Source organism: Candidatus Kuenenia sp. (genome assembly GCF_027493735.1).
Taxonomy (GTDB): domain Bacteria; phylum Planctomycetota; class Brocadiia; order Brocadiales; family Brocadiaceae; genus Kuenenia; species Kuenenia stuttgartiensis_A.
Window position 1 is genome coordinate 183,346 of the sequence record NZ_JAOSKF010000020.1, and the last position, 14,166, is coordinate 197,511.

Genomic DNA, 14,166 nt, shown 5'->3' on the forward strand with positions numbered 1-14,166 from the left:
AAGTATCTGTTTGGGAACGAGCGTTTTTTTTCATAGAACTAAAGTGTTACCTTTTTTCGATGATTTTAAATTTTTTCAAATTGTTCTTTTGGCGCCCCACATTCCGGACAGACCCAATCATCAGGTAGATTATGAAAACGGGTGGCAGGAGTAATTTCATAGTCAGGATCGCCAGATTTTGGGTCATAGACATATCCACAAGCAAAGCATCTGTACTACTCCATAGTTATTCCTCCAATCCAATCCAGGCGGCCATGCCCCTCATATTGGCCTATTCCAGATGCATTTTATCGCTGAGTAGTTGTCATGCCTTACGAAGAATCGTTCGCATCTTTTGCAATAAAGATAGCGCCTTTTTAATCTCACACGCCAAACTCTGTTTTTACAATGTCTGCGTGGCAGAGAGGATTGTTATCTCCATAGCTGCCCTTACCCAGGAGAATCGCTTTTTTACGATGTCAAATTGTCCGCCAGATTTTATGAAGGTCGCCGTGCCTTTGATCAGGAACCCAGCACCTGGACCGCGGAATCCCTGTACCTCTCGGCTTCCAAGGGTTAAAAGAATATTGTTATTTTTCTCCACATTGGCCTCTGTCCGTATCATGCCGCCAACCGGGATCAACAGATGTTCATCTCGGGTGACATCTATGTAGCTATTCCAGGTATTTACCACATGCGGACCATCGCCGCCCATGGTCACTATTGCGACTACACCCTCACATTTAAGAATCTGCATCATTTTGTCTGGGATCATCTGTAAAACCTCCTCATTTTTAAGTATCTTATCACAATCGCATTTCCTTGTGCCTGACGCTCCGGCTCATCAACGGCATCCTGTCCGCTGGAACCGGCCGGTCGTTAATGTGCGTCGTTTTGCTACTTCCACAGCCGGAGTTCTATAATAAGTCCATCCTGGTCTCTTATTTCTCCACGGAACGAATTGCCCAGGTCTATTGGCTCCTGGGCGATGGCTATCCCTTTGCCCTTCAGATAATCCATCGCCGTTGCCATATCGTCCACCTCAATGGCAATGCCCCTATATCCTATCTCCCAGGGATTTCCGGATTTTGGCCTGAGATCATCTACGGGGAGAATCTCAATGACCGTATCGCCAAGTTCAATATAAACAATCTCTTTCATGGGCGGTATTTTCATTTCCTTACGACTCCTGATGCTAAAGCCAAGAACGTCTACATAGAAGTCAATGGTCTTTTCCGCATTCCTTTGGTACAATTTCTACATGATCGACTCTCTTGAACATCGTACTATCTCCTTCTGTCTTGGGGGGTGTCAAGAAGCAGAAAAAGCACGTTTTGTTCGAAGCAGTATCCACCGCGGCGGTCGTGAATCAATTTTTTTTGGAGCGAAGCGGGTTCCAGCAGGATGGGCCAGCTCAGCAGCACGTCGAGGTTCTCGAACGGGATTGCGGCGACGTGATGGGCAACGATGGCATGAAGCAAGGCGAGCGTCGGTTTTCGCGGCCCGGCGTAACGGATGCGAGCGAAATAAGCGTCGAGATCGATTTCGGTTGGGGGCATAGACATCGCAACCGTACAGCCCGCCTCTTTCCAGACGTGTACTCCACCTTCTAGGACATTCACATTCGTGAAGCCTTCGTTCTGATACTTACTCGCCTGGCCATTTGCTGTTTCGTCATGTGGGCAGGCACAGTAAAAGATGATCGGCTGGCCCTTCCGCAACGACTCCTTTCGCGACAAAAAGTCGTGCAGCGAGATCGCACCCTCCAGGTGGTGCTGCTGGAATTCTTCGTCTCCTTCGTAAGCGCAAACGAGCAGTGTTTCCGGATCCGCCAATAACTCAAACGCCCTGCGTGCATCAATCTTCGCTAAAATAGTCATCATTATTCCTCCTGTGAAATATCACCGCTTATCTCAATATTAGGCAAAAAGCCGGTCAACAGACCGATCAGCGGTAAATAGGAACAAACGTGAAAGACGTAAGAAATACTGGTTAGATCGGCCAACTTCCCCAAAATGGCTGAACCGATGCCCGCCATGCCGAAGGCCAGACCGAAAAACAGTCCCGCAACCATTCCGATCTTTCCCGGCAGCAAATTCTGCGCATAAACCAGGATGGCAGAAAACGCCGACGCCAAAATGACGCCTATCGGCACAGTAAGAATTGAAGTCCACATCAGATTCGCGTAAGGCAGAGCAATCGTGAACGGAGACACGCCAAGAATAGAAATCCAGATCACGTATTTACGCCCGAACCGATCACCCAACGGCCCGCCGATAAATGTTCCCGCCGCGACTGCAAACAGAAACAAGAACAGATGAACCTGTGCGCTGGCCACTGAGACGTGAAATGTGTGGATCAGATAAAACGTGTAATAACTCGTGAGGCTGGTCAAATAAAAATATTTTGAAAAAATCAGAGCAATTAGGATAAACAGAGACATCGCGATTTTTGTTGAACTCAACGAAGCATTTCGAAGCGGGTGTTTTGTTGCGCCGACGATCCTGTGATGATGAGTTTGATACCATTGTCCGACTTTGTATAGGACTGCGATTCCCACAATTGCCGCAAGTGAAAACCAAAGTATATTGCGCTGTCCATGTCCCGCAATAATCAACGCGGCGCATAACGGGCCGATCGCACTTCCCGCATTTCCTCCGACTTGAAAAAGCGATTGGGCAAATCCGTGCCGGCCACCCGATGCCATGTAAGCGATGCGCGAAGATTCGGGATGGAAGATCGACGAACCCAAACCAACCAGTCCGACTGAAAAAAGCAACCAGGGAAAACCAGAGGCGAACGCAAGGCAGATCAACCCAAACAACGTGAACGACATTCCTATGGCCAGTGAGAAGGGTTTCGGATTTCGATCTGTGTAAAACCCGACCACTGGCTGCAATAACGAAGCGGTCATTTGAAAAGTGAGTGTAATCAATCCGACTTGCGCGAAAGTCAAATGAAACGATTCCTTGACGATGGGGTAAATGGCCGGAATCAACGATTGAATCGTATCGTTCAACAAATGCGAAAAACCGATGGCAATCAGAATTGGGAACACCGTTCGAGCGGAGTGCTCTATGGTTGCGGAAGGCGTTTCGAGCTGCATCTAATTTATTGCTCCTTATGTTTACAATGTCTGCGTAACGGAGAGTATCGTTATCTCCATTGCCGCTTTTGCCCAAGAAAGACGCTTCTTTACGATGGCAAATCGCTCGCCGGTTTTCACGAAGGTCCCGTGCCTTTGACCAGGAACCCGGTACCGAAGACAGCAATGTGTAAACGGGCTTATATTCTTAAAGTGCTTTACTGTCTAAGTAAAAGCAACTATGATAAAGCCGGTTTTCGTCCGTCTAAACTCATGCCACCTGGCCCGTTTATCGCAATGGCAATGAGTGCGCCCAAAATGGCCATGTTTTTCATAAACATGATTAACTGCGTCTGATCACTGAAATTGTTATGAAAAATCAACGTTACAGGAATTAAAAATACAATCAATCCAAGTGCGCCTAATCTTGCTTTGTATCCGATCAGCACTGAAATCCCTCCTGCCAGTTCAAAAATAATTGCCATTACCAGAAAAAATCTCACTGCGGGCATTCCAGTTGATTTCATGTAACCCATAGTTGATGTCGGATCAAAGATTTTTCCCAATCCAGCAAATATGAAAATCGCCGATATTAATAAACGTGATAATAAAGAGCCATACTTTTGCATTTTTATCCCTCCTGATGCGTTAATGTTATTTGTTTAAGCCTGTGATATTATAGAATTTGACCAGCTAGATTTTTACCTTAGTTTCTTGCTCTTGAGTGAAAGTTCCAGTTGGGGGACGGCAGTTGTGAAAAGAAATTGAGTAGGCTGGTATCAAGAAAATAATCGCTGGATTGGTAATAGTTTTTAGTATAAAGTCCTCCATAGCTCTTACCCTCCAACAGGGAGCAAAAGATACCCGTCTAGGGTGACGTCTATGTAGCTATTCCAGGTATTTACCACATGCGGACCGTCGCCGCCCATGGTCACTATTGCGACTATACCCTCACATTTAAGAAGCTGCATCATCTTGTCTGAGATCATCTGTAAAACCTCCTCATGTTTTTAGTCTCTTATCACAATCGCATTTCCTTGGTAACTATTCAGCGTAAACGATACACGGCTCGTTCCCAAACCTTGTACAGAACATAGTGAAGTATCTGTTTGGGAATGCGCATTTGTTCGAGAAACTCCGGTTTCTCGCCTGTTTGCTGATAGATAGGGGATAAAATCACAGGGTTAAGACAGTTTGTAATTTATCAAATCAGACCCTCACTGGAAACAAAATTTCCAGTGCAATTGCGTTCTGATCTCCGGTAGTTTAATAAATTACGCTGAATAGTTACTTTACTTGTGCCTAACGCTCCGGCTCATCAACGACATCCTGTCCGCTGAAACCGTCCGGTCGTTAATGGGCGTCGTTCTGCTACTTCCACTGCCGGAGTTCTATAATAAGCCCATCCGGGTCTCTTATCTCTCCACGGAACGAATTGCCCAGGTCTACTGGCTCTTGGGCTATGGCTATCCCTTTGCCCTTCAGATAATCCACCGTCATTGCCATATCGTCCACCTCGAGGGCAATGCCTCTGTATCCTACCTCCCAGGGGTTATTGGATTTCGGCTTGGGATCGTCCACGGAGATGATTTCAAGCACCGTATCGCCAAGTTCAATATAAACAATCTCTTTCATGGGCGGCATTTTCATTTCCTTACGACTCCTGATTCTAAAGCCAAGAATGTCTACATAGAAGTCTATGGTCTTTTCCGCATTCCCTGGTACAATTTCCACATGGTCGACTCTCTTGAACATCATTCTAACTCCTTTTTTGCGACAGGAGACCCCGTCACACAAGTTTATGTCAGGATCTCAACTGTTCGTGACCATCGCCTGACTTTCAATGGCCTTTCACTTAATTATTTGTAACACTTTAGTTCTTTGAAAAATTAACAAGCGATATTATAAGTTAAGCCGGAAGTGGTTTTTGTTAAAAGAGCTTTTTTGGCGTATGCCAGAAGGTTTTCCACGGGGTTGTCTCCTTGCAATTCTGCAGAGCGAAGCAACGTCATAAGGATAGCCTGGGTATTGGCGCCCTGAACAGAACGATTCTGTTGTGATACCTTTCGGGTCAATACTGGCTTTCGCATCTGTTGCTCGGCATGATTATTATAGGGACTCACACCTTCATGTTCCAGGAACGTAAAGAGTTCCTGTTTATGGCGCTTCAGGCGTTTGGTCAATCTTTGTACGTCTTTATCCTGACAAGGCGTTGCCAAAAACTGTTCAAGCCTGCGATACAATCTTTTTTTTAGCCGAAGAAAGCATACCAGGCTTATCTGGTTCTTTTTCTCTGATAACCGGATGGCATCCTTGAGCAACCGGGAGAGTTTTTTCCGGAAAGCTTTCCATGCGGCAGAATGGTTGTGGGCATCTACTTTCACGAGTTCCGTGAACAGATGATAGAAACACCGCTGCTTTGCCAGTGCGCTTATCTTGTTGTAAGCGCCCAGAAAGTCACAGATCAGGATACCACCAAATAGAATGCCCAAGAGTTTTTTTATGACAGGAGACCCCCGACTTGGTGTTATGAGATAGTAGCAGAGTTTTTGTGTTGTAAAACACCATAGCCAATGGGTTTTTCCATTCAACCTCCATCCGGTTTCATCTGCATGTAAGACAGCGCTTGCGGAGACTTTTTGGCCAATCTCGTTATACTGTGGCTCCAGGAGTGTTGCAAGGGATTTCCATGCCTGGGTTAGACCGCCGGCGCTTATTTGAAGGTTGAAAAATACGGAAAGCATCTTTACGATGTTGTTTACACTGATACCGATTAAGTAGTGAAGCCATGCGGTAAAGACAACAAGGCGCAATCCTAGTCGGGCGCCATGCAACGCATCTGTGACCTTGGGTTGAACTATCTTTTTGCAACAAGCACACCAGTAACCATGAACTGTATGTTCCGTCACAACAGGGTCAAGGCGTGGAATATCTTCGATGTATCGCTTATAAGTTCTTACCGGTTTTTGTAATGGCTGGTGGCAATCAGGGCAACTCTCCATGGAATGCGTTTGATAGGCAGTTACTGTTTCAGGTCGTTTCCGGCAAACTCCCTTATGTCCCTTTTTCCTGCCACAAGGCCGTTTTCTCTTTTTCTTTGTGGGCTTTAGATAGGGCGGTATCGAACCGGAAGGGGTAGTCGGACCCGGTTTATCGCAAAGCCGGTCATATTTTTCTGCTTTCTCCGCCAGTATCAGGATGGCTTGAATCGCATCCTCTCTGTCCATCTCCAAAATAGCTATGGCTTCATCCCTGGTCACAGTCAAGAAACCTCCGAAAGTTTTTTTGAAGAGGGTAGAGGTAGAGATCCTTAGGTTGGCCATGATACAGATAGCGATTGCCCCGTTTTGCGCTCCCTTTGGTTTTGCCAGCACGAATCCAATTGGCCGCCTGATAGCAGGTACCCTTAAACCGCGCGGTATCAACAAAGGTTTCGGCTAAATAAACGGGATGGCCGTAAACGGTATTCCAGTCATCTGACAGACGTCTGAGGGCAAGTGACAATACCTTGGATGCAAGGTGTTTGATCTTAACCCATGGTAGAATGAGAAATCGTACGTTATTTGCAATCAAATGTAAGTGTGTACGTTTAGTCGTCTCATCCCATTCAATGAAACGATCACGGTCTTTGACTTTCCATGCGGCGCTTGCCCACCCCAGGCAGGCAACAACCTGATTGCCTATACGTACGATGTGTCTGAGGTGTTCGCCAACAAGCCGGGGATTGCCGAGGTAGTGATAGTGTTGGAAGAGATACTCCCAGAGATATCTTTCCTGAGGGTCTTTTACCACATGGATTGTCAGGTTTTCATACTCTGTGATTTTACCTTCTAGTGGTCTCCTGACGAAAAGGGGTGTCTGGACAAAGACCTTGGGTTTCAGATTGTTTTTGGCCCGTATACGTGGAGGAAGCGTTATCAATCCCTGTTCTTCTAATCTCAAAAGGAGGTCTCGTGCTGCGTATTCTTTATGTTTGCCATTGGGCTGCACCCAGTTCCAATGCTTGCATAGTTCGCAGGAAATATAAGTCCGACCTCTGAGAAAATGCTGCTCGATGAGCGCCTTTATAAAGGCGATATCGTCCGCATGCAGTTTTCGTGAACGGTATTGGAATATGATAGGCTTCATAAACTGTTTCCCTTTATTGAAGCCTTTTATACCACAAAGGAAAAACAGACGCCAGCTTTTTTTACCTTTTTTCGCTATTAATTTTTCAAAGAACTAAAGTGTTACAATTATTTTGATTGCCGTAGAACCTAAGGCAATTCATAATGGGAAGAATAATTATACTCAAGGAGTTCACAAAATGTGATTACAAAAATGCTATAACTATTTATGTTTACAGATTATGTTTACAGAGGTTAAATCTAATTTTAGAAATCCCTATTTGTGAACTCTTACAGTATATATCTGCCGGTAGCAGTTGTTTGCCTATGATAACTTTTGTCACGGCACCACCGCCATTTCCCTCAAAAGATTTTCCATCATCCGAACGTGTTTCTGGACGAGCAATGCCATATCTTTATCCAAGGGAGGAAGGATTTGATAGAGAAGTTCAACAACTGTCACCTTAATACTTTCATTATTATGAAAGCAAATTTGTTAATATGTTATCCAGTTTCTACTCTCTTTTCTTAAGAGAAAGATGTGTTTTTCCTGAATTGCTGTTTTAAGAAGACTTCCCAAAAAACCAACAAAGGTAATTTTCTTCAGTAAGGGGAGTGCGAACCATCCAACGGCAAGATGTCTTCCCAGGCTGACGACTTCACCCAGAACTTTTGGGTGATATGGTTTTCTCATGCCCCTAAAAATATCCGCGTAGACATTGTATGCTACCAATCGTCCTTGCTGTAATGCAAACTGGGCAGCAGCGGGAACAGGTTGTTTTGAGTAGGGATTTATTGCAAGGGCATTATCACCAATGGCATAAATGAAAGGATAACCTTCTACCTGAAGAAACTCATCAACAACAATACGTCCTGATTGTCCGATTTTCATTCCACTTTCTCCAATGAGTTCATGAATACGAGTGCCTCCCGTCCAAATCACCGTTTTCGTTTTCACCACTTCACCCGATGAAAGAGTTGTAGTGTCTGATGTCCGACTAATGATTTTTGTTCTTGTTATGATTTTTACACCTTTCTCAAGGAGTTTTTTATGAATACGTGTCGCAAAGGATGCCTCCATTCTTGGCACTATGTGGTCACCAGATTCTACGATGATAATTTCAACCTCATTAGAATTCACGTGACAGTTATGGGTGCAATGAACAGTATAGTCGGCAAGTTCAGCGGCAAATTCTATCCCCGATAAACCACCACCGCCAATGACAAACCGAAGCATATCTCTTCGTAGTTCCTCGTTCGGTTCTGATGCCGCACGTGCACATAGTTTATCAATATGTGCATAGATTTGTTGGGCGTCTCTCAATGTCTGAAGCGAGAAAGAATTTTCCTGTAATCCAGGGATGTTATGGAAATTTACCTGACTTCCAAGTGCAATTACCAAGTAATGAAAGGGTAAAGCCCCGCCTTCCATGTAAACGATATGTTCTTTCGCATCAATCCTGGTTACTTCTCCAAGATGAAAGATAATGTTTCTCCCTTGTATAATGCGATTAATAGGAATAGATACCTCCCTTTTTCGCACGGCGGCCTCGTGTAATTGTGTCTTGAGCGTATGATAGGGATTTCTATCTATAAGGTGTATTTGATATTCGGGGTGCTTACGGAACAACCTTGCTAATCGCAATACAGACGTAATTCCTCCGTAGCCTGCTCCCACGACAACGATATTTTTTTTGGATTCCATGACTGATACCTTCGAATAAATCTAAAATTATTCCGGTGGATTCGGCCTATCGGCCTTAATCCACCCTTGCCCATTATACAGTATCACTGGGCAATGAAATTAAGACCTTATCATAGTCAGCAGCATCTTAAATTTTTTTATTGCTTTCAGCGCATGTGGTTGGTTGGCTGGCATGATAACAATTTCGCCCTCTTTCAGGCGAAGGGGATTGCCAGATATAACAATTTCCACTTCACCCTCAAGAAGATAAACTAAGGCATCGAATGGCGCGGTATGTTCACTCAACCCCTGCCCTTCATCAAAGGCGAACACCGTTATAGTTCCTGTCTTTTTAGTCATGATCTCCCGGCTCACCACTGAGCAATCCTGGTAATTTATCAAATCAATTAATCGTGCAGGTTTAGATCCAAGTGTTGTGATATGAGCATGTTTCTTATCCTGATCCATACGTCTGTTTCCTTGTGAATCCGTTATTATAGTAACTGATAAATACGCCAAAACCTTGCTTTGAGAAAAACAAAGGAAATACCCTTTTTACTCATTCAATCAAAAATTTCAAATTTGTTCAAACTGTTCCTTTGGAGCGCCACACAGAGGACAGACCCAATCATCAGGTAAATTCTGAAAGCTTGTGCCAGGATTAATTCCATGGTCAGGATCACCAAATTTAGGGTCGTAGATATATCCACAAATTATACATTTGTATCTTTCCATTGTTTTACATTCTCCTTATGCATTCTTCGTAAAGTAATCAAAACGACGATGGTATATCATTGATTCGATTTAAAAATTTCTGCATAATCAAACTCCCTTAGTCGCACTTAATAAGCACTATGCCGAATTGCAGCACGGCGGGTTACTGCCAGATCGTAGGTGCGTGCAATACCGGTATTGCGCAGCAAACCTATGGTGTGCATCATATCACTACCGTCACTCTGTATGTGATCAATATCTTGCACGGTGATAATGCCAGTCAATTCACCATCGTCATTGAGCACTGGTAAGCCGTGATATCGTTTACGCATAAGTAAATCGATTGCCACTGTCAACGAATCAGATTCCCGCAAAGTGTCGATCTCCGTCTCCATGACATTGTCAACCGTAATTGTTTCCAAAACGTCAACGTCACGCCATCGTTGCAGACGTATACCCTTGAACGTCAATCCCAAGGTATATACTGAATCGTGCTGACGTTTACCGCAGCTATCAACGGCAGAATGATCCGATAACCATGAGTCATTTCAAATAGTAACATGAACGAGGCAATCGGTGCACGTATTGTGCCTGCAAGGACGGCCGCCACCCGACCATCACAATGGCAGGTGGTGAAATGTTGAGAGAATGAAAAACCTGTTTAGCAACGAGTCCATAAGCAGCCCCAAGTGAAGCACCGGAAAAAAGGGCAGGCGCAAACACACCGCCGTGGAAACCACCACAGATACAAATCGGCGTTAGCACCAGTCTGGATAATGCCAGCGAAAGCAGGAGAGTAACCGAAAGCGGTTTGCCGTCTAAGATATTTCCAGTTGTTGCATAACCTGTGCTAAGCACCTGCGGTAGATAAATTCCAACGAGGCTAACGGCGAGACCGGCAGCAACTGGTTTAAACCAGCGCGGGGCATTCCATGTATCAAAGATATCCCGCGTGAAATGATGCAAGCGAATATAGAATGCAGCACTAAGCCCGGAGAGCACTCCTAACACAAAATAGAGCGACTATTCACATGCTGAGTTAATTGTATATGCAGGGATGTGAAACGCAGGAGGAGCCCCTGATACGACCAGAGTAAACACAGACGCGGCCACGGCTGCCGCCAATGCAACGATGCCAAAGGCGTTTACGTTCAGGTTCTCCTAAATAATCTCCAACGCTAAAAATATACCGGTAATAGGCGCGTTGAAGGCAGCGGCAATTCCACCCGCAACACCCGATTGTATTAATTTTTCATTGGTCATAATTCGATTATAGCAAATTTATTTACGGTGTTTGTTGGACAAAATTAGAATGTATTTCGAGCAGAATACAGTTCGTCAGTATAGCCTGGGAAATAATCCTGCTTTATACGATCTGCCGCAATACCCATTCTTTTTAAGATGCCACCCAGGCTCTCCACCATCGGCGTGGGACCCGAAACATAAAAGACTGGTGTTTGTATATCCGGCACCAGTTTTTTAAATGTGTTTTCGTCTATACGCTCGGGAGCGATGACATAATGCATGACAAGGTTTGGATTATTTTTTGCGAATTTCTCCAACCCCTCTTTATATGGGATGTTGTGATCGCGGTTGGCATACAATAACGTTGCGTGTAGTTTTAGATCTACGTGATCCGCTTCTTTAAGTATGGAGTGGAATGGTGTGATGCCGATACCGCCTGCGATGAAGACATACTCCTGCGTCGGATCGTCCACGATGAAATCGCCGTCTATGTCGGATATTTCTATCGACTCGCCTACCTGTAAAGCGTTAAGTGCAGCCTTGAAGCTGCTCCCTTTTTCGCTAGTTAGCCTTGTCGTAATCATTATCTCTTTCTCAAACGGAGCCGAGGCTACCGTAAACCACCGATCTGAGCCACGATTATCTGTCGGCTCGTGATGGAGTACATAGTGGAGAAACTGTCCGGCTTTCCAGGTGAGAGGTTCTGTGGGACTGAAGACAAACGATTCGACATCCGGAGCTTCCGTTTTTCTACGAATAAGGTTTAGTTTCATATGTGGTTAATTATATCAATTCAGCGGTTTCTTGTAAACGTAATTTGCGGCTACAACTTAAAAAATTCCATATATCAAAACGGATTCTTTCCAATTTTGTGAATTGGACATATTCCTTTTTTATATTTCCCTGTAAAAAGAAGAATCACCAAAGTAAGGGGTGCGTTGACCGCTTGCAATAAAATAAAGACGATGTCGCGGATCATAATCATAACTGCGTGAATCAAAAGAAGTAAGGCGACCAAAAACCAGAGCGCATACGTCCGACGACTGATGCCAGTGGAACAGTGCTCTTTGATTGAATGCTTGATTTACGGCACATATACCCATATAACTAAACCACTACCAATGAACCCAGTATCATAGACTTTGGATAGTTCGCTTAATCTCTTGCAATTCCCGGACTCTAATAAGGGCTTCGCCGCGTAAAGGGAAATGCATGACAAAGACTTTTGACGCGCCTATATTTTCTTGCCAGCCAAAAGAGAAATCCTTTGATCCGGCGTACTTTTCATACGTGACTTTGCCGATGAAGCAGACCACCTTCGGCATCTCGGCTTTTATAATACGAGAAATCTTTTTACGTCCGGGCAACTCCTCGTGCTTCTTAATCCCTGTTATATCTCGTGTCGGTCTATCAATAATGTTCACGAATCCAAGCTCATATACCGTATTAAATTTTTCTTTGTAGACACGCTCCAGTGTCTTGTCGTCACGTAATTCTTCTCTTTTCTCCTTAATGAGACCGGCTTCCGAGAGGAGGTACCAAAAGAGCTTATTGTTGGAAAACGGCACGCGACGATTGAACGATCCGGGATGGGGATTAATACCCACGAAAAGTATTACCGGCTTCTTGTATCTATAGCGAATCATGTTTTAGGTCCGGGATATATGAGTTGCCCTTTCTTTACTTTCAAAAAAGGGGTCAGGCGGTGCTTTGTGGCGGAGGTGCGACTCATGATGTCTTTCACTGTCCACCCTCTTTTCGTGAGTGCGTCGGCAATGAGCGAGCGGTGACATCGCCACGGCACGGCTTCGGCACACATGATAGTTGTTTCTCTCAAACTAGCGATCTTTATAAGGCTTTCCAAACCTTCTGAAAATTCAGGCGTTGCCATGTAATCGGCGAATCCTCTAAATGAGGCGTTGCGCCAACCGAGATTTAACGAATCTTTTGTTGTGTGGCGCAATCCACCAAGCTTCTTTAGATGCTTGTAACGGATATGCACCTTCCGCAATGATTGCTTGAGATCCTCTTCATTAAATTGTGGGTTATGGCGAGATTTCGGTATTGTCCTCACATCCACCACTACTTTAACGCTGTATATCTGCAACAGTTTTATAAATTCATCTATTTGCCGAGTAGAATGGCCAATGGTAAAGATTACAGGTTTCTTCATAGCGCATTTTTTATATATTTATTTTCCATAAAGTTACTTTAGCAATTCTTCCATAATATGTAATCTTTAGCCCCTGGTCCCGACAAGATAGCTTACACAATAGACGATATCACTCTTCCTTACTACCCCAATGTTATTAAGTTTTAGCATTTTTATTCAATGAGTAGCCTGTCAACGCAAAATGAGGCGGCGAAGCATGTCGGTGAATTCGCTTTCAAGGTGCAGGGCGATTTTAAGTTTTGTTACAGGTTCGGTTGAAAGTTGTTTGCCGGTATCCGGCAGGACAAGGTCAGGTGCAAGTTCTATAAGTGGAACGGTCACAAACGAATAAGTGTAAATTGACGGATCTGGCAGGCGAAGATCGGGATCATTAATTACTGATGTTCCGTACAGAATGAGGTCGAGGTCGATAGTTCGTGGTGCGAATTTATCTACAGAGCGCACGCGGCCAAGGCGTACTTCAATTTTTCGCAGGATATCAAATTTTATTTCGCGCGGTTGATGATCGGTTTTAATTCTGACAACGCCGTTTAGAAAATCAGGTTGCTCAGAGGCACTGACTGCGACGGTCTTGTAAAAATTCGATATGGCGGCAATCGGCATTTGTGTGCAGAGCATAGTTAAGGCTCGGCAAATGTTGTCCTGCGGATCAATATTTGAGCCAACGGCAATAAAGGCATCGACCACAGGCCTAGTATGCAATATTTCAGTCATCGTTGCGCATCCTGAAAATTTCAACACTGACGCTTTTTGCGTATCGCAGTGCACCGGGTTTATCAACTCGTATAGTTACGGCCTTGACGACCGGGTGTGTAAGACAAATCTGCGCGATGCTGTCTGCCAGCCGCTCAACGAGATAGAAACTTGAGCTTTCCACTATTGTGATTACCTGTTTTTTAATTTCTTTGTAGTCAATGGAATCTTTGATGCGGTCGCTTTTACAGGGACGACTCAAATCGGCATAAAGAGTAATGTTGATTAGCACATCCTGTTTTTGCGTGCGTTCCCAGTCGTTTAGGCCGATAACGCATCGAAGCAGCAGATCGGTAATACTAATTTTGTCGAGCTTTTCTCTATCCATAAATCGTATCATCTCAAAATTTCATGGTAAATGCTATTTGTTAGAAAGTAAAGCCCGCATAAAGGCTGGCTTTAGATAAATTAAAAACGGGTTTTTACA

At 44.4% G+C, this 14,166-nt stretch carries 20 protein-coding genes and 1 pseudogene; all 21 read right to left on the reverse strand.

Annotated features, from left to right (window positions below; genetic code table 11):
- Nucleotides 1-65: 65 nt before the first annotated feature.
- A pseudogene (locus M5U24_RS13540) lies at nt 66-203 on the reverse strand (rubredoxin); the annotation flags it as partial.
- A 179-nt stretch (nt 204-382) separates the two neighbouring features.
- Nucleotides 383-754, reverse strand: a complete 372-nt coding sequence (locus tag M5U24_RS13545; RefSeq protein WP_099325010.1) for a pyridoxamine 5'-phosphate oxidase family protein — start codon at nt 752-754, stop codon at nt 383-385.
- Between the two features lie 122 nt (nt 755-876).
- Complete coding sequence (locus M5U24_RS13550; RefSeq protein ID WP_197705386.1) at nt 877-1,233, reverse strand: VOC family protein; 357 nt, start codon at nt 1,231-1,233, stop codon at nt 877-879.
- A 32-nt stretch (nt 1,234-1,265) separates the two neighbouring features.
- Entirely contained in the window at nt 1,266-1,862 is a 597-nt protein-coding gene (locus tag M5U24_RS13555; RefSeq protein ID WP_099325009.1) for an arylamine N-acetyltransferase, read from the reverse strand.
- Complete coding sequence (locus tag M5U24_RS13560) at nt 1,862-3,085, reverse strand: MFS transporter (RefSeq protein ID WP_099325008.1); 1,224 nt, start codon at nt 3,083-3,085, stop codon at nt 1,862-1,864. The genes M5U24_RS13555 and M5U24_RS13560 overlap by 1 nt, the downstream gene beginning before the upstream one ends.
- 218 nt (nt 3,086-3,303) lie before the next feature.
- Nucleotides 3,304-3,693, reverse strand: a complete 390-nt coding sequence (locus M5U24_RS13565) for a DoxX family protein (protein ID WP_197705385.1) — start codon at nt 3,691-3,693, stop codon at nt 3,304-3,306.
- Between the two features lie 207 nt (nt 3,694-3,900).
- Nucleotides 3,901-4,053, reverse strand: a complete 153-nt coding sequence (locus tag M5U24_RS13570; protein ID WP_164994409.1) for a hypothetical protein — start codon at nt 4,051-4,053, stop codon at nt 3,901-3,903.
- A 382-nt stretch (nt 4,054-4,435) separates the two neighbouring features.
- Entirely contained in the window at nt 4,436-4,822 is a 387-nt protein-coding gene (locus M5U24_RS13575; protein WP_197705384.1) for a VOC family protein, read from the reverse strand.
- Nucleotides 4,823-4,953: 131 nt separating this feature from the next.
- On the reverse strand, nt 4,954-6,324 hold the full coding sequence (locus M5U24_RS13580; protein WP_099324132.1) for an IS66-like element ISCku7 family transposase: 1,371 nt from the start codon (nt 6,322-6,324) through the stop codon (nt 4,954-4,956).
- The gene (locus M5U24_RS13585) at nt 6,311-7,192 is read right to left on the reverse strand and encodes a Druantia anti-phage system protein DruA (protein ID WP_099325006.1); all 882 of its coding nucleotides are present in this window, start codon (nt 7,190-7,192) and stop codon (nt 6,311-6,313) included. The genes M5U24_RS13580 and M5U24_RS13585 overlap by 14 nt, the downstream gene beginning before the upstream one ends.
- 318 nt (nt 7,193-7,510) lie before the next feature.
- A complete protein-coding gene (locus M5U24_RS13590) occupies nt 7,511-7,633 on the reverse strand; it encodes a hypothetical protein (RefSeq protein WP_261341090.1) in 123 nt (40 codons plus the stop codon).
- A 33-nt stretch (nt 7,634-7,666) separates the two neighbouring features.
- The gene (locus M5U24_RS13595; protein WP_099325005.1) at nt 7,667-8,875 is read right to left on the reverse strand and encodes an NAD(P)/FAD-dependent oxidoreductase; all 1,209 of its coding nucleotides are present in this window, start codon (nt 8,873-8,875) and stop codon (nt 7,667-7,669) included.
- 99 nt (nt 8,876-8,974) lie between these two features.
- The gene (locus M5U24_RS13600) at nt 8,975-9,322 is read right to left on the reverse strand and encodes a cupin domain-containing protein (protein WP_099325004.1); all 348 of its coding nucleotides are present in this window, start codon (nt 9,320-9,322) and stop codon (nt 8,975-8,977) included.
- Nucleotides 9,323-9,430: 108 nt separating this feature from the next.
- Entirely contained in the window at nt 9,431-9,589 is a 159-nt protein-coding gene (gene rd, locus M5U24_RS13605) for a rubredoxin (RefSeq protein WP_099325003.1), read from the reverse strand.
- 107 nt (nt 9,590-9,696) lie between these two features.
- Nucleotides 9,697-9,990 carry a CBS domain-containing protein gene (locus M5U24_RS13610; protein WP_157820497.1) on the reverse strand — a complete coding sequence of 98 codons (294 nt, stop codon included), beginning with the start codon at nt 9,988-9,990 and terminating at the stop codon, nt 9,697-9,699.
- Between the two features lie 121 nt (nt 9,991-10,111).
- Nucleotides 10,112-10,426, reverse strand: a complete 315-nt coding sequence (locus M5U24_RS18530) for a chloride channel protein (RefSeq protein WP_338140600.1) — start codon at nt 10,424-10,426, stop codon at nt 10,112-10,114.
- A gap of 449 nt (nt 10,427-10,875) precedes the next feature.
- On the reverse strand, nt 10,876-11,397 hold the full coding sequence (locus tag M5U24_RS13620) for an FAD-dependent oxidoreductase (RefSeq protein WP_157820495.1): 522 nt from the start codon (nt 11,395-11,397) through the stop codon (nt 10,876-10,878).
- Nucleotides 11,398-11,946: 549 nt separating this feature from the next.
- The gene (locus M5U24_RS13625) at nt 11,947-12,459 is read right to left on the reverse strand and encodes a uracil-DNA glycosylase family protein (RefSeq protein ID WP_099324997.1); all 513 of its coding nucleotides are present in this window, start codon (nt 12,457-12,459) and stop codon (nt 11,947-11,949) included.
- A complete protein-coding gene (locus tag M5U24_RS13630; protein WP_099324996.1) occupies nt 12,456-12,986 on the reverse strand; it encodes a DUF488 domain-containing protein in 531 nt (176 codons plus the stop codon). The genes M5U24_RS13625 and M5U24_RS13630 overlap by 4 nt, the downstream gene beginning before the upstream one ends.
- Before the next feature lie 171 nt (nt 12,987-13,157).
- Nucleotides 13,158-13,700 (reverse strand): 2-amino-4-hydroxy-6-hydroxymethyldihydropteridine diphosphokinase, encoded by a 543-nt coding sequence (gene folK, locus M5U24_RS13635; protein ID WP_099324995.1) that lies wholly within the window; start codon nt 13,698-13,700, stop codon nt 13,158-13,160.
- Nucleotides 13,693-14,067: a dihydroneopterin aldolase gene (gene folB, locus M5U24_RS13640; protein WP_099324994.1), complete on the reverse strand. Its 375-nt coding sequence runs from the start codon at nt 14,065-14,067 to the stop codon at nt 13,693-13,695. The genes folK and folB overlap by 8 nt, the downstream gene beginning before the upstream one ends.
- Nucleotides 14,068-14,166 lie beyond the last annotated feature (99 nt).

Excerpts from the sequence above, each read along its gene's own strand:
- M5U24_RS13555 (WP_099325009.1), bottom strand. The coding sequence starts at position 1,862 with ATGATGACTATTTTAGCGAAGATTGATGCACGCAGGGCGTTTGAGTTA.
- M5U24_RS13575 (WP_197705384.1), bottom strand. The coding sequence starts at position 4,822 with ATGATGTTCAAGAGAGTCGACCATGTGGAAATTGTACCAGGGAATGCG.
- M5U24_RS13585 (WP_099325006.1), bottom strand. The coding sequence starts at position 7,192 with ATGAAGCCTATCATATTCCAATACCGTTCACGAAAACTGCATGCGGAC.
- M5U24_RS13565 (WP_197705385.1), bottom strand. The coding sequence starts at position 3,693 with ATGCAAAAGTATGGCTCTTTATTATCACGTTTATTAATATCGGCGATT.
- M5U24_RS13570 (WP_164994409.1), bottom strand. The coding sequence starts at position 4,053 with ATGATCTCAGACAAGATGATGCAGCTTCTTAAATGTGAGGGTATAGTC.
- folB (WP_099324994.1), bottom strand. The coding sequence starts at position 14,067 with ATGGATAGAGAAAAGCTCGACAAAATTAGTATTACCGATCTGCTGCTT.
- M5U24_RS13560 (WP_099325008.1), bottom strand. The coding sequence starts at position 3,085 with ATGCAGCTCGAAACGCCTTCCGCAACCATAGAGCACTCCGCTCGAACG.
- M5U24_RS13545 (WP_099325010.1), bottom strand. The coding sequence starts at position 754 with ATGATCCCAGACAAAATGATGCAGATTCTTAAATGTGAGGGTGTAGTC.
- M5U24_RS13625 (WP_099324997.1), bottom strand. The coding sequence starts at position 12,459 with ATGATTCGCTATAGATACAAGAAGCCGGTAATACTTTTCGTGGGTATT.
- M5U24_RS13620 (WP_157820495.1), bottom strand. The coding sequence starts at position 11,397 with ATGATTACGACAAGGCTAACTAGCGAAAAAGGGAGCAGCTTCAAGGCT.
- M5U24_RS13630 (WP_099324996.1), bottom strand. The coding sequence starts at position 12,986 with ATGAAGAAACCTGTAATCTTTACCATTGGCCATTCTACTCGGCAAATA.
- M5U24_RS13600 (WP_099325004.1), bottom strand. The coding sequence starts at position 9,322 with ATGGATCAGGATAAGAAACATGCTCATATCACAACACTTGGATCTAAA.
- folK (WP_099324995.1), bottom strand. The coding sequence starts at position 13,700 with ATGACTGAAATATTGCATACTAGGCCTGTGGTCGATGCCTTTATTGCC.
- M5U24_RS13595 (WP_099325005.1), bottom strand. The coding sequence starts at position 8,875 with ATGGAATCCAAAAAAAATATCGTTGTCGTGGGAGCAGGCTACGGAGGA.
- rd (WP_099325003.1), bottom strand. The coding sequence starts at position 9,589 with ATGGAAAGATACAAATGTATAATTTGTGGATATATCTACGACCCTAAA.